The organism is Flavobacterium sp., from assembly GCF_039916025.1.
GTDB lineage: Bacteria > Bacteroidota > Bacteroidia > Flavobacteriales > Flavobacteriaceae > Flavobacterium.
On sequence record NZ_JBDSMB010000137.1, the window covers coordinates 33,913 to 54,761 of the forward strand.

Annotated in this window: 16 protein-coding genes; 8 read left to right on the forward strand and 8 right to left on the reverse strand. The window is 35.8% G+C overall.

All coding sequences use genetic code 11. The features are described 5' to 3' along the window. The first annotated feature begins 10 nt into the window (after positions 1-10). Complete coding sequence (locus ABIQ27_RS09905) at positions 11-598, forward strand: C40 family peptidase (protein WP_348033725.1); 588 nt, start codon at positions 11-13, stop codon at positions 596-598. Here ABIQ27_RS09905 and holA read toward each other — a convergent pair. Further along, the gene (gene holA, locus ABIQ27_RS09910; protein WP_348033726.1) at positions 591-1,595 is read right to left on the reverse strand and encodes a DNA polymerase III subunit delta; all 1,005 of its coding nucleotides are present in this window, start codon (positions 1,593-1,595) and stop codon (positions 591-593) included. The genes ABIQ27_RS09905 and holA overlap by 8 nt on opposite strands. 54 nt (positions 1,596-1,649) lie before the next feature. Here holA and ABIQ27_RS09915 point away from each other — a divergent pair, with 54 nt between their 5' ends. The 3 genes from ABIQ27_RS09915 to ABIQ27_RS09925 all read left to right on the forward strand — a co-directional run bounded on the left by ABIQ27_RS09915 (position 1,650) and on the right by ABIQ27_RS09925 (position 4,031). Then, positions 1,650-2,111 (forward strand): type I restriction enzyme HsdR N-terminal domain-containing protein, encoded by a 462-nt coding sequence (locus ABIQ27_RS09915; RefSeq protein WP_348033727.1) that lies wholly within the window; start codon positions 1,650-1,652, stop codon positions 2,109-2,111. A gap of 11 nt (positions 2,112-2,122) precedes the next feature. Then, positions 2,123-3,112, forward strand: a complete 990-nt coding sequence (locus tag ABIQ27_RS09920) for a glycosyltransferase family 2 protein (protein WP_348033728.1) — start codon at positions 2,123-2,125, stop codon at positions 3,110-3,112. Positions 3,113-3,194: 82 nt separating this feature from the next. Next, entirely contained in the window at positions 3,195-4,031 is an 837-nt protein-coding gene (locus ABIQ27_RS09925; RefSeq protein ID WP_348033729.1) for an OmpA family protein, read from the forward strand. 110 nt (positions 4,032-4,141) lie between these two features. Here ABIQ27_RS09925 and ABIQ27_RS09930 read toward each other — a convergent pair whose 3' ends face one another. Together ABIQ27_RS09930 and ABIQ27_RS09935 are read right to left on the reverse strand one after the other, a co-directional pair. Next, a complete protein-coding gene (locus tag ABIQ27_RS09930; protein ID WP_348033730.1) occupies positions 4,142-4,762 on the reverse strand; it encodes an L-threonylcarbamoyladenylate synthase in 621 nt (206 codons plus the stop codon). 103 nt (positions 4,763-4,865) lie between these two features. Continuing rightward, positions 4,866-7,193, reverse strand: coding sequence for a UvrD-helicase domain-containing protein (locus ABIQ27_RS09935; protein ID WP_348033747.1), 2,328 nt, complete (start codon positions 7,191-7,193; stop codon positions 4,866-4,868). 105 nt (positions 7,194-7,298) lie between these two features. On the opposite strand from ABIQ27_RS09935, the gene ABIQ27_RS09940 reads away from it, so the two are divergent. Beyond that, a complete protein-coding gene (locus ABIQ27_RS09940) occupies positions 7,299-7,823 on the forward strand; it encodes a hypothetical protein (protein ID WP_348033731.1) in 525 nt (174 codons plus the stop codon). A gap of 34 nt (positions 7,824-7,857) precedes the next feature. Here the strand turns inward: ABIQ27_RS09940 and ABIQ27_RS09945 are convergent, their stop codons facing one another. The 3 genes from ABIQ27_RS09945 to ABIQ27_RS09955 are packed head-to-tail and all read right to left on the reverse strand — an operon-like array spanning position 7,858 to position 12,467. Further along, positions 7,858-9,855 carry a thioredoxin family protein gene (locus tag ABIQ27_RS09945; RefSeq protein ID WP_348033732.1) on the reverse strand — a complete coding sequence of 666 codons (1,998 nt, stop codon included), beginning with the start codon at positions 9,853-9,855 and terminating at the stop codon, positions 7,858-7,860. Then, positions 9,848-11,158 carry a tRNA lysidine(34) synthetase TilS gene (tilS, locus tag ABIQ27_RS09950; RefSeq protein WP_348033733.1) on the reverse strand — a complete coding sequence of 437 codons (1,311 nt, stop codon included), beginning with the start codon at positions 11,156-11,158 and terminating at the stop codon, positions 9,848-9,850. The genes ABIQ27_RS09945 and tilS overlap by 8 nt, the downstream gene beginning before the upstream one ends. A 22-nt stretch (positions 11,159-11,180) precedes the next feature. Further along, positions 11,181-12,467, reverse strand: a complete 1,287-nt coding sequence (locus ABIQ27_RS09955; protein ID WP_348033734.1) for an anthranilate synthase component I family protein — start codon at positions 12,465-12,467, stop codon at positions 11,181-11,183. Positions 12,468-12,668: 201 nt separating this feature from the next. Here ABIQ27_RS09955 and ABIQ27_RS09960 point away from each other — a divergent pair, with 201 nt between their 5' ends. Continuing rightward, on the forward strand, positions 12,669-13,565 hold the full coding sequence (locus ABIQ27_RS09960; RefSeq protein WP_348033735.1) for a DUF4349 domain-containing protein: 897 nt from the start codon (positions 12,669-12,671) through the stop codon (positions 13,563-13,565). Between the two features lie 99 nt (positions 13,566-13,664). Then, the gene (locus tag ABIQ27_RS09965; protein WP_348033736.1) at positions 13,665-14,039 is read left to right on the forward strand and encodes a DoxX family protein; all 375 of its coding nucleotides are present in this window, start codon (positions 13,665-13,667) and stop codon (positions 14,037-14,039) included. Positions 14,040-14,093: 54 nt separating this feature from the next. On the opposite strand, the gene katG is transcribed toward ABIQ27_RS09965, so the two are convergent. Next, entirely contained in the window at positions 14,094-16,340 is a 2,247-nt protein-coding gene (katG, locus tag ABIQ27_RS09970; RefSeq protein ID WP_348033737.1) for a catalase/peroxidase HPI, read from the reverse strand. A 178-nt stretch (positions 16,341-16,518) separates the two neighbouring features. On the opposite strand from katG, the gene ABIQ27_RS09975 reads away from it, so the two are divergent. Then, positions 16,519-18,195 (forward strand): amino acid permease, encoded by a 1,677-nt coding sequence (locus ABIQ27_RS09975; RefSeq protein ID WP_348033738.1) that lies wholly within the window; start codon positions 16,519-16,521, stop codon positions 18,193-18,195. 55 nt (positions 18,196-18,250) lie between these two features. Here the strand turns inward: ABIQ27_RS09975 and ABIQ27_RS09980 are convergent, their stop codons facing one another. After that, positions 18,251-20,407 (reverse strand): prolyl oligopeptidase family serine peptidase, encoded by a 2,157-nt coding sequence (locus ABIQ27_RS09980; protein WP_348033739.1) that lies wholly within the window; start codon positions 20,405-20,407, stop codon positions 18,251-18,253. Between the last annotated feature and the right edge of the window lie 442 nt (positions 20,408-20,849).

The following is a 20,849-nucleotide window of genomic DNA, read 5'->3' on the forward strand; positions in this document are numbered from 1 at the left end:
TAGCTTTGTAATGGTAGATTTAACAACATCTAATTTCGATATGAAATCTCAAAGGATAAATCTCTTAAAACTCGCGACACTTATTAGTTTATTGCTAATAGTTTCAGCAATTGCGTTTAGTTGGCTGACAAAATCTAAGCCTCAAAATAATGAAATCAATATCAATGACTCAGTTATAAATCCAACTGAAAACGAAAACACAATTTCCAAAAGGGACAGCATTGTCAATTACGGAAAGGAATTATTAGGAACTCCTTATGTTGAAGCTGGTTCTGATACGAATGGATTTGACTGTTCAGGATTTGTTTATTATGTTTTTAAGCATTTTAGAATTGAAGTGCCACGAAGTTCACCACAATATGAAAATTTTGGAAAAGAAGTTCCAATTGAAAATGTAAAAAAAGGAGATATACTTGTGTTTTTGAGTCCGACCAATAATACTGTTATAGGCCATTTGGGCATCGTTACGAATCCAAAAGGAATGGAAAGCGACTTTATCCATTCCACTTCAGGTCGTGAAATGAAAGTAGTTATTACCAGTCTAAAAGTGGAAGGTTATAAGCGTAGATTTGTAAAAGCTATAAGTGTAATTAATTAAAAATACTCACCAGCATCTCTTTCAGCAAATCGCCATGAGGCAACCCATTCGCTCCAACACCTTTACTTTTGACATCAACATCTCTTAGTGTTGCTATAATCGTGCTCACTTTTCTCATCGGATAATTGTGTGCAGCACCTATGTAATCATTTATAAAATAAGGGCTTACCTTAAGTATTTTGGCTGCATTACCAGGTGATTTATCTTTTAAACCATGGTATTGCAATAAAGCCGAAAAGAAACTAAACACCAATCCGTTGGTCATAACTATTGGATTGTCTTTTTGATTCTGTGCAAAATAGTTAGCAATTTGGTAAGCCTTGAATTGGTTTTTCTCTCCAATGGCTTTTCTAAATTCAAACACATTAAAATCTTTGCTGAAACCGATATTCTCTTCTATGTGATGAGGCGTGATTGTGCTTCCTTTTGGAAGGATAATTTCAAGTTTGGTCAATTCGTTTGCAATCCGGCTTAAATCATTCCCAAGAAATTCGACGAGCATTGCCATAGCTTTTGGCTCGATGGCATAACCCCTGTTTTTCAAAACATTCTTAATCCATTGCCCAACCTGATTATCGTACATCTTTTTACTTTCGTAAACCAGACCATGTTTATCGAGCGTTTTGGTTACTTTCTTGCGTTTGTCAAGAGTTTTATATTTGTAAGCAAAAACTAAAACTGTTGTAGGCTGCGGATTTTCGGCATATTTCTCCAATTGGTCAATCGTTCTTGATAATTCCTGAGCTTCTTTAACAATTACAACCTGGCGTTCTGCCATCATTGGATAACGTTTGGCATTGGATACGACATCGTCAATAGTAGTGTCGCGACCATAAAGCACCATTTGGTTGAATCCTTTTTCTTCTTCGGTCAAAAGATTATCTTCCAAATATTCGGTAATTCTATCAATATAATAGGGTTCTTCACCCATCAGGAAATAGATAGGTTTGATATTACCAGCTTTGATGTCGTTAATTATTTTTACTACTTCTTCCAAAATAAGTTGATTCGGTTATTTGGTTATTCGTTTATTTGATAATAGATTTGCTTCATGCAGCAACTCAACTTTCCTTCCTATAACTTTCGCTTCAAAAATAGTGAAAATAAAGTGTCAATTTTTGATGACATCAGGAAAAAGTTTATACAATTAACTCCTGAAGAATGGGTTCGTCAAAACACCATTCAATTCTTATTACAGGAGAAGAATTATCCAAAATCTTATCTCAATATTGAGAAACTTATTAAGATTAACGATATAACTAAACGCTACGATATAGTTGTTTTTCAACCAGATGGAACAATATTTTTGCTAATTGAATGCAAAGCGCCCGAAGTAAAAATCTCGCAGGAAACTTTTGATCAGATTGCACGGTATAACCTGACGCTAAAAGCACAGCATCTGATGGTAACCAACGGACTAAATCATTACTTTTGTCAAATGGATTTTGAAAATGAGAAATACGTATTCTTAAAAGAACTACCTGATTTTTCAAATAACCAAATCCACAAATAACCAAATTATCATTGAAAAAAATCGCCGTAGTTATTTTGAACTGGAATGGAGCCAAGCTGTTAGAGCAGTTTTTGCCTTCGGTGGTTGCCTATTCTAATGAAGCAAAAATTTATGTTGCTGATAATGCTTCAACGGATAATTCGATTGCGGTTATAAAAGAGAAATTCCCAACGGCTACAATTATTCAAAATGATGGTAATTATGGTTTTGCCAAAGGTTATAATTTAGCTTTGCAACAAGTCGAAGAAGAATATTATGCTCTTGTCAATTCCGATATAGAAGTTACTGAAAACTGGCTTGCTCCTATTCTATCCATTTTTGATTCTGAACCAAACATTGGTATTATACAGCCTAAGATTTTAGATTATAAAAACAAAGAATACTTTGAATATGCCGGAGCAGCCGGAGGTTTTATTGATCAATATGGTTATCCATATTGCCGAGGCCGTATTTTTGACACTATTGAAAAAGACAACGGACAATACAATGATGAACTTGAAATCTTTTGGGCAAGCGGTGCTTGTTTATTCATCCGAAAAGAAGTTTACCGAAAATTAAATGGTTTTGACGATGATTTCTTTGCGCATCAGGAAGAGATTGATTTATGCTGGAGAGCTTTTAACTTAGGCTATAAAGCCAAATATACATCCGAATCTGTTGTCTATCATGTTGGCGGCGCTACTTTGAACGAAAGCAATCCCAAAAAAACTTTTCTGAATTTTAGGAATTCATTATTGATGCTCACCAAAAATTTACCCGAAAACAAGTTGTTTCCTATTCTTTTTGTGCGTCTGATACTTGATGGCATTGCAGGAATTCTATTTATTTTTAAAGGAAAATTTATTCATTGCTGGGCAATTTTGAAAGCTCATTTTTCTTTTTACTCTCTGATAAACAAAACGTTAAAAAAACGAAGCGGAATTCAGTTGGATTCATACTATCATTCGAAAAGCATTGTATACCGCTACTTCATAAAGAGCGGCACCGTTTTTGACAAGTAATTTTAACAAGAGTTTATCATTAGATATGCTCAGAAAAATTAAAATAATCCTTATTTTTGTTAAAATTAAAATCACCTAACTCATGAGAAAAGTAATTTTTGCACTTTCGTTAGCGGCGCTTACGCTAACATCGTGTGGTACCAAGAAAAAAATCGCCGCTTTAGAAGCACAGAACAAAGAATGTCAGGATTTATTGAATTCGACAACCGTTAAACTGAATTTGTGTCTATCTGAAAAAGATGCGCTTTCAAAACAAAACGATTATTTAAAAACAAACAATTCTGATTTGATAAACAGTTCTAAAGAAATGACTATGTTGAGTACTAAGGGTGCTACGAACTTAGAAAAATCATTAGAAAGTTTGAAAGAAAAAGATCTTAAGATATCACGTCTTCAGGATGCGTTAACCAAAAAAGACAGCGTTACACTGGCTTTGGTTACCAGTTTGAAAAGTTCCGTTGGTATTTCTGATCCGGATATCGAAATCAACGTAGAAAAAGGAGTTGTTTTCATCTCTATCGCTGATAAATTATTATTCAAAAGCGGTAGTTATATGGTAAGTGACAGAGCAAAAGAAGTGTTAGGCAAAGTAGCCAAAGTAATTAACAGCAGACCAACATTCGAATGTATGGTTGAAGGTCACACCGATAATGTTCCATTTACAGGAAATGCAATTTTGCTGGACAACTGGGATTTAAGTGTAAAACGTTCAACAGCTATTATCAGAGTATTGACAAAAGATTTAGGTGTAAAACCATCTCAGTTGATTGCTGCCGGTAGAAGTGAATTTATTCCGTTAGTGGATAACAATTCTGCTGATAACAGAGCCAAAAACAGAAGAACACGTATTGTAGTATTACCAAAAATTGATGAGTTCTACGAAATGATTGAAAAAGAAATGAAGAACCAACAAAAATAGTCTGAGTCACAGTTTACAGTCACAGCTATGTCATAAACAAAAAATGTCTCGAGAAATCGGGACATTTTTTATATAGAAACCATACTGCTTACTGAGACTGCGACTGAACACTAAAATATATCCGGGTCACCTTTGCCTTCACGAATAACAACCGGTTCATAACCTGATAAATCGATAATAGTGGAACCAACATTATCTCCGTAACCGCCATCAATCACTAAGTCAACCAAGTGCTGCCACTTTTCAAAAATCAATTCAGGATCAGTAGAATATTCTAATACTTCATCATCATCGTGGATAGAAGTTGATACGATTGGATTGCCCAACATTTTTACAATTTCGAGTGCAATACAATTATCCGGAATCCTAATTCCAACAGTTTTCTTTTTGCGGAATTCTTTTGGCAAATCATTATTACCAGGTAAAATGAAAGTATATGGTCCGGGCAAAGCGCGTTTCAAAATTTTGAAAGTAGCTGTATCTATTTGCTTTACATAATCGGAAAGATTACTCAAATCACTACAAACAAAAGAGAAGTTGGCTTTCTCCAACTTGATGCCTTTGATTTTGGCAATGCGTTCCAAGGCTTTGGTATTGGTAATATCGCACCCCAAACCATAAACGGTATCTGTGGGATAAATTACCAAACCACCATTTTTTAAAACGTCAACTACCTTTTTTATGGAAGCTTCGTTTGGTTTGTCTTCGTATATTTTTATGAATTCGGCCATTTTTTTTTGAATAAAGAGTATAGAAAATAGATATTTATGAAAGAAGATAAAATTAATAAAATAAAGGACAAAGTCTATGTTCTATATTCTTTGTTCTATTCTCTTATCCAATAACATCCAATTTAGCAAATCGAAGTAATAATTTCTTAATTCCGCCTACTTCAAATTTGATTTCTGCTTTTTTGTCGGCGCCGACACCTTCTAAACTTACTACCTGACCTTTACCAAAACGCTCGTGAATTACAACATTTCCAATGGTTAATTTACTGTCAAACAAATTGGTATTATTACTTGGTGCATTGCCAATTGGTTTCAATTTACGAATATTCACAGAAGAAACTGGTTCATCTCCATATTTTTTTGGTGGAGTTCCTGCTTCAGGCTTGGCTAAACGCAATTTGGATTTATCAATATCTCCAAAAATATCCAAATCTATGGTTGGTTTATAGCGATAACCTGTATCCAACGGATTGATATATTCTAAAAACTCATCTTTTATATCTTCGATAAAACGGGAAGGCTCGCTATCGACCAATTTGCCCCAACGGTAACGCGATTGTGCATACGTTAAATAAGCCTGATGTTCGGCACGTGTTAAGGCAACATAGAACAATCTCCGTTCTTCTTCGAGTTCGCTCCTTGTATTTAGACTCATCGCACTTGGAAACAAATCTTCTTCCATTCCGACCACAAAAACATACGGAAATTCCAATCCTTTTGCCAAGTGAATTGTCATTAGGGCAACTCTATCATCATCGCCGGTATCACGGTCTAAATCAGTTGCGAGTGCTACATCTTCCATGAATTCAGATAAAGCACCACGAGCGCCATCAATTTCTTTTTGACCTTCGATGAAATCTTTTATACCGCCCATTAAAGTTTCGATATTTTCAATTCGGGCTATTCCTTCAGGCGTTCCGTCTTTTTTGAGTTCCTGGATTAACCCTGTTTTTTTGGCAACATGCTCGGTTAATACAAATGCATCCTGCTGTTCGTTGATGACCTGAAAACTTTTGATCATCGTTACAAAATCTTCGAGTTTTTGTTTGGTTCCCGAATTCAATTTCAAATCAATCTTATCAATATTTTCCATTACTTCAAAAATGGAACGCTTATAATGATTGGCTGCAACCGTAAGTTTTTCAACTGTTGTATCTCCAATTCCACGCGCAGGATAATTAATCACACGGATTAACGCTTCCTCATCTTTTGGATTGATAACCAATCGCAAATAACACAATACATCTTTGATTTCCTTTCTTTGATAGAATGACAAACCACCATAAATCCGGTACGGAATATCGCGCTTACGCAAAGCGTCTTCCATAGCACGGGATTGTGCATTGGTTCGATACAAAATCGCAAACTGACCATTTAGCATTTGATTGCGCATCTTTTGTTCAAAGATTTCAGAAGCTACAAATCGACCTTCTTCGCCATCTGTTATGCTGCGATGCACTTTTATTTTTGGCCCGAAATCATTAGCTGTCCAAACAACTTTTTCGAGCTTGGTTTTATTTTTATCGATGATTGAATTTGCGGCTTCTACAATGTTTTTAGTAGAGCGATAATTCTGTTCTAATCGGTATGTTTTTACATTTTCATAATCCTTTTGGAAGTTCAGAATGTTATTGATATTGGCACCACGGAAAGCATAGATACTTTGCGCATCATCACCAACGACGCAAATATTTTGAAATCTATCGCTCAACGCACGTACAATCAAATACTGCGAGTGATTGGTATCTTGGTACTCATCAACCAAAATGTAACGAAATCGGTCTTGGTATTTTGCCAACACATCCGGAAAACGATTTAAAAGTTCGTTGGTTTTTAATAACAAATCATCAAAATCCATCGCACCGGATTTAAAACATCTGTCAACATAATTTGCATAGATTTCACCTAAACGCGGCTTTTTGCTCATAGCATCCTGCTCCTGCAATTCGGGATTATTGAGATATGCTTTTACTGTAATCAATGAGTTTTTATAGGATGATATTCTGCTCAGAACCTGCTTTGGTTTATAAATATCTTTGTCCAATTGCATTTCCTTGATTATCGCTGAAATCAAACGGACACTATCTTGGGTATCATAAATTGTAAAGTTGGATGGATAACCCAATTTATCAGCTTCACTTCTTAGAATTCGGGCAAAAACGGAGTGGAAAGTTCCCATCCAAAGGTTTTTGGCTTCATTTGTTCCGACGATTTCTGAGATACGTTTTTTCATTTCGCGTGCCGCTTTGTTGGTAAACGTCAATGCCAAAATATTAAACGCATCCACACCCAAGCTCATCAAATAGGAAATACGAACCGTCAATACACGCGTTTTTCCTGAGCCTGCGCCAGCAATGATAATCATTGGCCCATCTTTCTGAAAAACAGGTTGTTGTTGGGCTTCGTTAAGTTGTGAGATATATTTTTCTATCATCATTTTTGAGAATGCTCAAATTTATGATTACTCGTTTTGAATTACAATTAATTTTAAGGGTATTTCTATTATATTTGTCAACAATTTTAGTCAAAACTAACTATGAGCTCCGATAAAATTTTAGAATTACTGATGTATGCTGTTCCATCACTTATAACTGGTGGTGTGGCGTATTATTTGTTTGACAATTACTTTAAAGACCAGCAAAATACCAGACGTTGGTTATTGCAAAGAGAAAATCAGAAACATTCATTACCATTGCGTTTACAAGCTTATGAAAGACTGGCTTTGTTTTTAGAGCGTATCAATCCTTCGAAATTACTAATCAGAGTTGCTCCATTGAATAATGATAAAGTAGATTATCAAAATCTTTTGATTCATCATATTGAACAAGAATACGAACACAATATCACGCAGCAAGTCTATATTACAAATGAACTTTGGACAATGCTTTTGACAGCTAAAAACACTATCATTCAAAATATCAGAAAAACAACTTCGGATGAAACCGTTACGAATGCGGATCAACTAAGAGAAAAGATTTTAAGCAATATGCTCGACGGACAATCTGCCACTACAGTAGCTTTGAGTTATTTAAAAAATGAAGTAGCCGAAGTTTTAGGATAACAAAAAAGCCTTCTCGATTGAGAAGGCTTTTTTGTTATTTGAACTTTGACACTCCGTCTTTTAGCCAAGTTAGATATTCACTAATATCCGGTGTGTAAGCAACTGGTGTGTTTAATTCTTTCTCGTTTAAATCTAATAATACATACAATGGTCTGGAATTATTATTGAATCGTGTAATTTGGAATTCGCTCCATTTTTTGCCAATCGTATTAATTTCTTTTCCTTCTTTGGTAACATATTGATCCGATTCAGGCAATTCCTTTTTATCATCACCGTAAAGCGAAATCAAAACCACATCATTTTTCAAAATAGATAAGACTTTTTCATCAGACCAAACGTTGTTTTCCATTAACCTGCAGTTCACGCATTGCTTTCCTGTAAAGTCGATCATGATTGGCTTATTGACTTTCTTTGCGTAAGCAACTCCCGTTTTATAATCTGTAAAAGAAACTATGTTATGAACCGTTAACTCTGCTCCTTCGGGCAATTCTTTATTAGATTCAGGAGAAACTTTACTACCGAATCCCTGTGGACTTTCACTATAAGTCATCGGTGGCGGAAAAGCACTTATTAATTTCAATGGTGAACCCCAAAGCCCTGGAATTAAATAAACAGTAAAAGCTAATGATGTAATCGCAAGCAATAATCTCCCTACTGAAATATGTGATAATACACTATCATGTGGCAAAGTGATTTTTCCAAAAAGATACAACGATAAACCTGCAAAAATGGCAATCCAAATGGCTATGAATATTTCTCTGTGCAGCAAATGTAAATCCAAGCCAATATCTGCATTGGATAAAAATTTGAAAGCCAAAGCTAATTCTACAAATCCGAAAACAACCTTCAATGTATTCAGCCAGCCACCAGATTTAGGCATTCTTCCTAAAAAACTCGGCACTAAAGCGAAGAACATGAATGGTAACGCTAATCCAAATCCAAAACCTAACATTGCTATGGATAAAATTGTTGCGCCGCCATCAGAGTTTAATGAGGTTCCAAAAACAAAACCCAATGCCGGACCAATGCATGAAAATGACACTATTATTAAAGTCAATGCCATAAAGAAAATACCAATCAAGCCACCTTTATTCGAAGCTTTATCAGTTCTATTGCTTAAGCTTGTAGGTATCGTTATCTCAAATGCCCCGAAAAATGATATTGCAAAAACTGTAAAAATCAGAAAGAAAAAAATATTGACATAAACGTTGGTGGATACTTCAGAAAAAATATCCCTGCTTATTCCCTCAAAAATGTGAAACGGAATTGTAATGGCAAAACAAATCAATACTATACAAATTCCATAAAATATAGCGTTGAATTTTCCTTTTGATTTCCTGCCTGGTTGCTTCAAAAAGAAACTAACCGTCATTGGTATCATTGGATAAACACAAGGCGTAAATGTGGCCGCAAAACCACCAAGAAGCGATAGTATAAATAGGGTCAACAAACCTTTGCTCTCTTCTTTTTTTGGTGCTTCGGCAACTGTTTCTACTTCTGGTTTGGCAGGTTCACTAACCGTAAATTGCGATGAACTTGCAGTGGTTGTATCGCTAACAACAGTTGAACTTAGCGCTGCTTTCGAATCAGGTAAAGCAAACGTAAACTGCATATTGTCATTGATGCACGCCTGCTTGCAAACCTGATAATCAATCTGGGCTTTTATGGAAGTTAGTTTGGCATTAATAATTTTTACTTTTTGGGTAAAGGTTACGCTCTTTTCAAAATAATATTCATCAACACCAAAAATATCATTGAACTCTTTTTTATATGGACTTTCTTTAACCTTGCCAATCAATTCATAGTTGCCTTTTGCATCTTTAAATACAAATTCGGCAGGTAAAGGGCCATCGACAGGCGTAAATTGAGAATAAACATGCCAGCCTTCATCAATCTTTCCATCCATGATCAAATTAAATGCATCCACCGAAGTAACCTCAACTCTGGAAGTCCATTTTACCGGTTTTACAATTTGTGCATTGATGTTGGCAAAAGCCAAAAAGGTTAGCAGTGTAAATACTATTTTATTCATGAAGTTGGATTTGTATTATTTGTGTTGTTTGTGTTGTAACTTTAAATCGCTCGTCTTGTCTTTTTCCGATAACCCAAACAATTTGATTCTCAGAACATAAAAGCCAGGCATTTGATTTGTCCAGTAAAGAAATTTTTTCGTCTTTAAAAAACTTGCTGAGCTTCTTTTTCCCGTTCATTCCTTGAGGATAAAACCAATCACCTTCCTGCCATTTTCTGATTTCCAATGGAAACTGGAGTTTTTCTTCGTCGACAAAGATAGTATTAGTTGCCTGAACCGAAATGTCGTCTACGTTACAAAACGAAATTTTTAAGGGAAATTTAACGTCTTTTTGGTCTTTTTCAATTAGAAACTCTTCGTTTCCTTCTGTTTTTTGTTTCTGAAAAAAAATCAACTCATTTCTGTCTTTTAGCAACGTGTGATTTTGCGAATGAATCTGCTTTCCGGATTGTGCTGTAACCAAATCAGTAATCGAATCCCAATCGCTAAAGCCGAAAGGTTCCAGCCATTGATACAAATACGCATAGTAATTGGGCAATTGCATCAATTCCGTCAAGTTGATTCTCTTTTGAAAATTCATGTCTGTAACGACTTTTCGATATACAATTCGGGATGCATCATCAACCAAAGTCTGTGCTTGCTGCAGATTCGAAATGGTGTTTTCGAATGAATCCAACAGACTTGAATTGAGCTCTTTTAATATCGGAATCACATCGTGACGCAATTTGTTTCGAACATATTTATCCGAAGCATTGCTGCTGTCTTCCCGCCATTGAATCTTATTTTCTTTAGCAAAAGCTTCGATTTCGTTTCTGGAAAAAGGCAATAACGAACGAACAACATTTCCGTTTTGCTGCGGAATTCCGGTCAAACCGTCTAATCCTGAGCCGCGTGTAAAATTGATTAGAAACGTTTCCAAACTGTCATCCAAATGATGCGCCGTTAGAATATAATCGTAATCATTATTTATCAAAAGTGTGTTGAACCATTCATAACGAAGGTTTCGGGCAACAACCTGAATGGATAATTTCTGTGTTTCAGCAAATTTTTTGGTATCAAAATGATTTACAAACATCAGAACATCCAGCTTTTCACATTGTGATTTCACAAATTTTTCATCTTCATCGCTTTCATCACCACGCAGTTGGAAATTGCAATGTGCGACTCTAACATCTAACTTCAAATCATGACACAAATGCAACAAAACCATGCTGTCAATGCCTCCGCTTGTTGCCAAAAGGAGTTTTTTCTCTTTCAGAAAAGGAAGATTTTGATTGATATGATTTTGGAATTTTGCGAGCATCTTCAAAAGTAGTTATTTTAATTTAACTCAAAACTTCAAACATCGCTTTGGCTTTCAGCAAACATTCTTCATATTCCTGTTCGGGATTGGATTGCGAAGTGATAGCGCTTCCGACAGAAAATGAAACATAATTGGCTGAAGCATTGTACAAAATACTTCGGATAACGACATTGAAATCGAAATCATTTTCCGGAGTAAAATAACCAACAGCGCCGCTATACATACCGCGTTTTGATTCTTCCAGTTCTTCGATTATTTTCATTGCCGAAATTTTTGGCGCGCCTGTCATGCTTCCCATTGGAAAAGTTGTGCGTAGAATTTCTATTGGCGAAGTTGTATTTTCCACATTAGAAACAACTGTCGAAATCATTTGATGCACCTGTTCGAAAGTATAAATGCCGCACAATTCTTCAACTTCTACTGTGCCCTTTATGGCTGTATGTGATAAATCGTTGCGAACCAAGTCAACAATCATGATGTTTTCGGAACGTTCTTTTGGGTTTTGCTCTAATTCTTTTTTTGAATTATTATCGAGAGTTTCATCCGAAAAACGTTTGGCTGTTCCTTTTATCGGTTGCGATATGATTTTGTTTCCTTCTTTTCTTAAATAACGTTCCGGCGAAGCACAAAGCAAATACTGCTCATTGTTTTTGAAGAATATCGCAAATGGCGGTTTGGAAATTTCGTTTAGTTTTTGGTAGATTTCAATTGGCTCAATAGTAGCCTTCTCGGCATAAAACTCCATGCAAAAATTAGCTTCGTAAATATCGCCACGATGAATCTGTTCGAGCATTTCATTTACTTTGGAAAGATAGCTTTCTTTTGAGATTCTTTGTTGAATAGACGATGGATGATGGATGACGGATGATGGATGTGAAATGGTTTGAATGTGGTTAAAATCCTCATCAAATTCATCATCACACATTCTCAGATACTGAACTTCTAATTGATTTCCTTTTAGTAGGAATAATTTCTTTGGCTGAAAGAAAAACAAATCGGGAAAATGCAAGCTATCAAAGTTGTTGGAATGCAATTCTTCTACATCATTTTTTACATCATAAGACAAATAGCCAAACAGCCAGTCTTTCGTTTGTTGCTGGTATTGTTTTAAGTCTTCAAAAGCGTTGTTGTAATCTGTTTTTACTGAAGTAAAAGCATCCACAGCCAGCACACAATCAAAGCTGGACTGTTTTTGATGATAATTATTTGAATCCAAAAAAACTACTTCCCTAAACTGTTGTGACCAATGCAGTAATTGGTTTTTGAACAGTTCAGGATTGTCAATTTTTTTCGAAAATATAGTTCTCAATGAGATGATTTTTATGGCACTCAAAATTACAATAAAATAATTGTTCATTAGAATAGACAAGTGTAAAATTTTGGCACGCTTTTTAGTAAGACTAAAAAAACCATTTAACAAGTAATTCATTTTAAACTATTGATAGAAAACTACACTCACCTTTTGAGAATTGAAATTGTAACTATTAATAACTATTAAAATGAATGTAAAATGAAAAACAAAACAAAACTTGGTTTGGCATTGCTCTTATTCGGACTTGCCTTTGCGTGTAAACAAGCTGACGGTCTTGCAGAATCTAATGTTGAAGCCGCGGTTGACAGCACATCAGTAGAATCAACAATCTCTTCCAACGCTGCGGTTGAAAAAAAAGAAAGTAATCGGAAATTTGTACGAACCGCAGATTTAAAATTCAAAGTAAAGAATGTTGCCAAATCAACTTATGCTATTGAAAATATAGTTTCCAAAAACGGGGGCTTTGTTACTTTCACAGATTTGAAAAGCAACATCAACGAAAAATCAGAAACCAAAATCAGTCAGGACAGTACACTCGAAACTACCCATTTTACTGTTGATAATACCATTACACTTCGCGTTCCAAATACCCAATTAGATACCGTTTTAAAATCAATGGTGCAAGAAGTCGCTTTTTTAGATAGCCGTTTGATAAAAGCTGATGATGTTGCCCTGCAATTATTATCGAATAAAATGGCGCAAAAAAGATTGGCTGCAAATCAAAAAAGACTCGAAAATGGCATTGATAGTAAAGGTAAAAGATTAAGAGACATTACGGGCGCGGAAGATAAAGTTCTAAACAGGGAAACCGAAAGCGATGAAACTGTTCTAAAAAATCTAAGCCTCGAAGATCATGTAAATTTTAGCACGGTTACTTTGTATTTGTATCAGAGAGAAAGTGTTTTGCAGGAAATTGTTGCCAATGAAAAAAGCATCAATGCTTACAGACCACATATTGGACTTCAAATTTGGGATAGTCTGAAAACGGGTTGGTTTATGTTGGAAGCCATTACTGCTTTCATAATGCAACTTTGGGCGTTGATATTGCTCGCTATTTTAGGAGTATTTGGATATAAAAAATTTGTGAAGAAATAATAGTTAGTAACTTGACTGTAAATTAGATACCATTGGAGCAATCCTTTGGTATTTTTTATTTAACTTTGGTTATCATTAATCACTTAAAAATCAAAAATTATGAAAATCGCAACCATTATTGTTCGAGTCTTGATTGGGCTTTTTTTGCTATTTGCTTCAATCAGTTTCTTTTTAAAACTAATGCCTGAAACTGAAGCGACTGGGAATTTTAAAGCATTCAATACCGGTTTGATTGCCTCAGTATATTTAATGCCTTTAGCGAAGGCTGTTGAACTACTTTGTGGATTGTCTTATGTAATTGGTAAATATGTAACTTTGGCTAACATCGTTATTCTTCCTGTTACTTTGAATATTTTATTAATTAATTATTTTATGGCTCCGGCAACATTACCAATAGCAGCATTACTTTTCATTGGAAATCTGTTCCTGATTTATCGTTACTGGGATAATTATAAAACAGTATTTACACCCTAAAAAAAGTCCTCTTGTTAAAAAAAACGAGAGGACTTTTTTATTTATAAACTTGAATTAAGCCAAATCAAATCGGTCAAGATTCATCACTTTATCCCATGCTGAGACAAAGTCTTTTACGAATTTATCTTTAGCATCACTACTACCATATACTTCAGCAATAGCTCTTAATTCTGCATGAGAACCAAATACAAGATCAGCACGGGTTGCTGTCCATTTGTGTTCTCCCGTATTACGGTCTGTTCCTTCGTATAATTCCCTGTCTTCTGAAGTTGCTTTCCATTCAGTATTCATATCAAGAAGATTCACAAAGAAATCATTAGTTAATTGCCCAATATTTTTTGTCAAAACTCCATGCGCTGAACCATCAAAATTTGTATTCAATGCGCGCATACCGCCAACAAGTACCGTTAATTCTGCGGCTGTAAGTGTCAACAATTGCGCCTTATCTATTAATAATGCCTCAGTCAATACACCAGATTTCTTGCGATAGTTTCTGAAACCATCAGCTTTTGGCTCTAAGTGAGCGAAAGATTCTACATCAGTTTCTTCCTGTGATGCATCCATACGACCCGGAGTAAAAGGCATATTCGTTCTTGAAGCTTTTTCAATTCCAACACAACCAGCTAAAACAATAAGGTCGGCAATTGATACTTTTTTGTCACCAGACTCAGCATTGAATTCTTTTTGAATAGCTTCCAATTTATTCAATGTATCTGTAATCAATGGCGTATTATTTACCTGCCAATATTTTTGAGGGGCAAGACGTAAACGCCCACCATTGGCACCACCGCGTTTGTCTGAACCACGGAAAGTTGAAGCTGATGCCCAAGCTGTAGATACCAGGTGGGATACTGAAAGTCCAGCGTCTAAAATTTCATTTTTTAATGTAGCAATATCATTAGCGTCAATCAATTTATGATTAGCAGCCGGAATTGGATCCTGCCATAGTAATATTTCTTTTGGAACATCTGCACCCAGATAGCGTGCTCTCGGTCCCATATCACGGTGAGTTAATTTAAACCAGGCTCGTGAAAATGCATCTGCAAACTGATCTGGATTTTCAAGGAAACGACGTGAGATTTTCTCATATGCTGGGTCGAGCCTCAATGATAAATCGGTAGTAAGCATTGTTGGGAAATGTTTCTTTGAAGCATCAAAAGCATCCGGTATAATTTCTTCGGCGTTTTTGGCTACCCATTGATGAGCACCTGCAGGGCTTTTAGTCAGTTCCCATTCGAAACCAAAAAGGTTTTCAAAGAAGTTATTGCTCCATTGCGTTGGTGTTTTTGTCCACGTAACTTCTAGTCCGCTTGTAATGGTATCTGCGCCTCTTCCGCTGCCGTGTTTGCTAATCCATCCAAAACCCTGATGTTCTAAACCGACAGCTTCCGGTTCTTTCCCTACGTTATCTGAAGACGCAGCTCCGTGGGTTTTCCCAAATGTATGTCCACCTGCAATCAAAGCAACCGTTTCTTCATCATTCATTGCCATACGTGCGAATGTTTCACGGATGTCCTTTGCTGCTGCAATAGGATCAGGATTTCCGTCCGGGCCTTCCGGATTTACATAAATTAATCCCATGTGTGCTGCCGCAAGAGGATTTTCCAAATCACCTTTGGAATGCATATCTCCAGGATCTTCGTCTGAAGAAACTACTCCACGCCCTGCCAAACCTTCTACTCCATGACTATAACGATCTTCATTTCCAAGCCATGTTGTTTCTGAACCCCAATATACATTCTCATCAGCTTCCCAAACATCTTCACGTCCTCCGGCAAAGCCAAAAGTTTTAAATCCCATTGATTCAAGTGCCACATTACCCGCGAGAATCATTAAATCGGCCCACGAAATTTTGCGGCCATATTTTTGTTTAATTGGCCATACCAATCTACGTGCTTTATCAAGACTAACATTATCAGGCCAACTATTAAGGGGTGCAAAACGCTGTTGTCCTGCTCCGCCTCCACCTCGTCCATCATGAACTCGGTAAGTTCCGGCACTGTGCCAGGCCATACGGATAAACAAACCTCCATAGTGCCCAAAATCTGCCGGCCACCAATCTTGTGAATCTGTCATTAATGCAGTCAGGTCTTTTTTTACTGCTGCCAAATCCAAACTTTTGAACTCTTTTGCATAATCGAAATCGGCATCCATCGGGTCAGAAAGCGAAGAGTTTTGACGAAGTACATTTAACTTTAATTGATTTGGCCACCAATCAATATTTCTTGTTCCACTACCAGCGGTTTCTTTTGAGGCTCCGTGTCCAAACGGGCATTTGCCCTGAGATGTGTCATTTCCCATATCTTATATTTTATGTTGTTATAAAGTTACATTTTAGAATTCCAAATCTAGTGATTCTTGTTGTTTTTTCTTAATAGCTTTTAATTATATATTACTATTAACTAATTGCCAAAACTTATATTGAAGATAATATCATTTGGTTTTATATATTTGTTTCCTACTAAACCAAAAGACATTTATGCTATTATCTAAATTATTCCGAAAAAAATCAACTTCAGTCATAGTAAAACAAGGTGGCGATGGTGATGAGCATGGAGGCTTACACAAAGTTTTAAATGTTAGGGATTTAACGTTCTTTGGTATTGCAGCCATTATTGGTGGTGGTACTTTTAGTGCGATTGGCAATGCTTGTTTTTCTGGTGGACCCGGTGTTGTGTTTTTATATGTGATTTGCGCTATTGCCTGTGGATTTACCGCTTTATGTTATGCCGAATTTGCATCAAGAGTTCCGGTTTCAGGTAGCGCTTATACCTATGCTTATGTTTCTTTTGGTGAATTGTTTGCCTGGATTATTGGATGGGCATTGATTATGGAATATTCTATTGGGAATATTTATATTGCTTTTTCTTGGAGTGGCTATTTTACTAATTTGCTCGAAAGTTTCCATCTGCACTTACCCGAATGGCTGACAATAAATTACAAATCAGCACAGGATGCTTTATTGGCTAACAAAGCTGGTGAAGGATTAACAGCCTGGCAAAATGCACCGACCATTGGTGGTTTGCGTATTATTTTTGATTTGCCTGCCGTCGTGATTAATATGCTTATTACTTATTTGGTTTATCGTGGCACTAAAGAGTCTAAAAACTTCAGCAATGTCATGGTTTATATCAAATTGGCGATTATTGTTTTAGTTATAATAGTTGGAATCAGTTATGTTGATATTGAAAACTGGACACCATTCATGCCTAATGGTTTTAGTGGAGTTATGGGTGGCGTTTCAGCCGTATTCTTTGCCTATATTGGTTTTGATGCGGTATCTACTTTAGCAGAAGAAAGCAAAAATCCACAGCGTGATTTACCACGTGGAATGATTTATTCGTTGGTGATTTGTACTGTTGTTTATATTATTTTGGCTTTGGTAATTACAGGAATGGTTTCTTATAAACTACTTGGCGTAAGTGATCCTTTAGCAGAAATATTTGCATTGAAAGGTGTAAAATGGATGTTGTTTATTGTATCGATTGCAGCTGTAGTAGCTATGACAAGTGTATTATTAGTTTTCCAAATGGGGCAGCCTCGTATCTGGATGACGATGAGCCGTGACGGTTTAATGCCAAAAAAATTCTCTACTATACATCCAAAATACAAAACACCGAGTTTTGCCACAATCGTGACTGGCTTAGTGGTTGGAATTCCTATATTCTTTACCGATGAAAATTTTGTATTGGACTTTACCAGCATCGGAACCTTATTTGCCTTTGTATTGGTTTGTGGCGGTGTTCTTTTATTATCTCCGCAAAGTGAGGCAGAATTGGCCGAACGCGCTACAAAAGGAAAATTCAGAATTCCGTATGTGAACTCTAAGTTTATATTTCCACTGATTTGTATTGTAACAATTGGTATTATTCAATATTATTTACCAACCTACTTTAGTGATACTTTTGACTTTTCAGGAGATAAGATGGCAACCAATATCACATTAGTAGTTTTCTTTATTCTTTGTGCGGTAATGGCTGTTCTTGCATTTATAAAGAACTTATCTTTAATTCCTTTATTGGGATTAATTTCCTGTTGTTATCTGTTAACCGGAATGGCAGTTTCCAACTGGAAATGGTTTGGTATATGGCTGGTTATTGGGCTGTGTGTCTATTTTATGTATGGCTATAAGAACAGTAATTTAAATAAAAAATAAGCGTAAAAAATCCCGATTTCAAATTCAGAAATCGGGATTTTCTATTATTAAATCTTTATAATTTCATCTGAAAATCGGGATGACCACATTGCCATAAAACAAAAGAAAACTGATCGGCAAAATTAGCATAAGTCACATCTTTATCTTCTGTAAAATGTCCGTTATCATAGTTAACTTTCATTAACACAGGTTTGCCAGATGCAGAAGCATTTTGAACTGCCGCTGCAAATTTCCCAGGCTGCCATGCAACAACTCTAGGGTCATTCCAGCCACCAACGCAGATTACAGCAGGATAGTTAACACCATCTTTAACATGTTGCATTCCATCCATTTCATAAAGCGCCTTGCATTCTTCTTCTAAAGTTACTGTTCCAAATTCCGGAATATTCACTGGCCCATTTGACGTAAACTCGCCTCTCATCGTATTAGCACAACCAACATTACAAATGGCTGCCCCAAATAAATCTGGTCTTTCTGTAATAGCACGTGTTATTAAAATTCCACCAGCACTTGTTCCTGTTCCACCTAATTTTTTTGGGGATGTGTAACCATTCGCTACTAAATATTCTCCGCAACTAATGAAATCTTTCCATGTATTTGGTTTTGTAGTTTTAAATCCGGCTTTATACCAATCCTGCCCTTTTTCGCTTCCACCGCGAACGTGGGGAAAAGCCACTACAACTCCTCTAACAGCTAATGAGTTTTCCATCACATTAAAATAAGGTGACATACTTGAACCATAAGCACCATAACTGTCCATCAAACAAACATTCGAACCATCTTTTTTTAATCCTTTTTTGTAAATGATAGAAAGTGGAATCATTACTCCATCGTGTCCTTTAACTTCTACTTCCTCAACAACAAGATCTTTATAGGCATCAGGATATACCGCAGGTTTATTAAATGGACTTGGTTCAAATTTATCCTGAGCAGCGTTATACTTAAATTCTGAAAATGGTTTGTTCCATGAAGTAATAGCGACAATAAAATCATTGGTTTCAGTATCGATGGAAAAAGCATAAGCTAAACCATTAAAAGGCAACTTTACCTCAGTAGTTGCATCCGTTTTTAAATTGTATTTGTAAAAATGATTATTAATGCCGTCGCTGTAATTCAATAATAAATAGTCTTTACAACGGGCAAATGATTCCAATGTCTGATCCTTTTTTTCCGGACCAATGGTTTTAGCAGTTGCCCAATTTGGGTTTTTCAAACTGGTTTCAACGAGCTTATAGTTTTTAGCACCATTGTAAGTAATTGCAAATACTCTGTCTCCCACCATATCAAAACCTCTTACCAATTTATCATCAGTTGTACAAAGTGTTTTCCATTGTATATTTCCGGAAAATGATTCAGAAATGGGCGCATAATAAAATTTCTGCTCATTTTGTACCGTTCCTTCGCCCGCAAAAATGTAAGCTTTAGAATCTTTGGTAAAAAAAGCATACGGATAAGCTTTTGACTCAATATTTAATTTTGGATAACTTTCATTACTAAAAAAATCAATGTCTTTTGAAACATCTGTACCCAGTTTGTGCAGCTTTGTTTTTGGATTCAACCGACTGTTTGGATCCGTATTATCTGCCGATTTGATCCAGGAATATAGAAATGAACCATTGTCAAAAGTCCAGCTATCAATACCTGCGGCGGCTTTTATAACATCCGGTAAAAAAGTTTTAGTATCCACATTCATTACTTGAATGGTTGATACTTCTGCTCCATTTTCTGAATAAGCAATAAGAAGCTTTTTACCGTCAAAACTTGGATAAGTACTTTGTACAGAGAGTGTTTTACCTTTAATGAAATTAAGTGGATCAAACAGTAATTGCTCGGCGCCATTATCGCCTTCCTTATAATATACTTTGCTAATTTTTTCACCAGGCGTTGTTTTCTGATAAAAAATTCGTCCACCTTCTTTAGATCTTCCACGATATGTTGGTGGCTGCAGTTTGTCTAAACTTTTCCATTCGGCTATCAGCTCATCTCTACCGGCTAATTTATTCATAGTAGCATTCGTTAAATCGGCTTGATCCTTGAACCATTTAACCACGGTCGAATCTTTAAAATCCTCCAGCCAACGATAATTATCAGTATAAGTTGTTTGAAAATAAGTATCCGTAACTGGCACTTTTTTAGTCTCTGGATATTTCCATTGTGCAGAGAGATTTGCACTCAATAAAAAAATGGCAAAGCCAATAAGAGTTTTTTTCATGATTTATATATAGTTAGTTATTGTTTAATAATTTGTTGTATGCTATTGACATGAAAAAAGAATTATTTTAAGAGTAGGTTTTCATAACTCTTTTATTAAGAAGTCATAAAGCTAATAAAAATTCTTTAATTGTGGCTTATAAATTACAAAATCGTACAGACTTAATATTGATTAAGAATGCTGCTTTTATAGAATAAAAAAATCCGTTAAAGATGTTCTCTAACGGATTTCCTACACAATCTTGATAAATCTACCTTAACCCACTTTTGCTTTTCGACAGGCAGTTAACTGTCTATATTATTTTAATTTGTTGGTTTTATTACCAACTGCAAAAGGAAAAAAATTCATTCTTAACGGCTACTGTAATCTATGCACAGATTAGTATAAATTAAGGGTTGCTTTTCACTGCGAATGCATCTCCTTTGAATACTTTTTATTCATC

Coding starts and splice junctions, on each gene's coding strand:
- ABIQ27_RS09905 (WP_348033725.1), top strand. CDS start 11: ATGGTAGATTTAACAACATCTAATTTCGATATGAAATCTCAAAGGATA.
- ABIQ27_RS09915 (WP_348033727.1), top strand. CDS start 1,650: ATGCAGCAACTCAACTTTCCTTCCTATAACTTTCGCTTCAAAAATAGT.
- ABIQ27_RS09925 (WP_348033729.1), top strand. CDS start 3,195: ATGAGAAAAGTAATTTTTGCACTTTCGTTAGCGGCGCTTACGCTAACA.
- ABIQ27_RS09930 (WP_348033730.1), bottom strand. CDS start 4,762: ATGGCCGAATTCATAAAAATATACGAAGACAAACCAAACGAAGCTTCC.
- ABIQ27_RS09940 (WP_348033731.1), top strand. CDS start 7,299: ATGAGCTCCGATAAAATTTTAGAATTACTGATGTATGCTGTTCCATCA.
- ABIQ27_RS09945 (WP_348033732.1), bottom strand. CDS start 9,855: ATGAATAAAATAGTATTTACACTGCTAACCTTTTTGGCTTTTGCCAAC.
- tilS (WP_348033733.1), bottom strand. CDS start 11,158: ATGCTCGCAAAATTCCAAAATCATATCAATCAAAATCTTCCTTTTCTG.
- ABIQ27_RS09960 (WP_348033735.1), top strand. CDS start 12,669: ATGAAAAACAAAACAAAACTTGGTTTGGCATTGCTCTTATTCGGACTT.
- ABIQ27_RS09965 (WP_348033736.1), top strand. CDS start 13,665: ATGAAAATCGCAACCATTATTGTTCGAGTCTTGATTGGGCTTTTTTTG.
- katG (WP_348033737.1), bottom strand. CDS start 16,340: ATGGGAAATGACACATCTCAGGGCAAATGCCCGTTTGGACACGGAGCC.
- ABIQ27_RS09975 (WP_348033738.1), top strand. CDS start 16,519: ATGCTATTATCTAAATTATTCCGAAAAAAATCAACTTCAGTCATAGTA.
- ABIQ27_RS09980 (WP_348033739.1), bottom strand. CDS start 20,407: ATGAAAAAAACTCTTATTGGCTTTGCCATTTTTTTATTGAGTGCAAAT.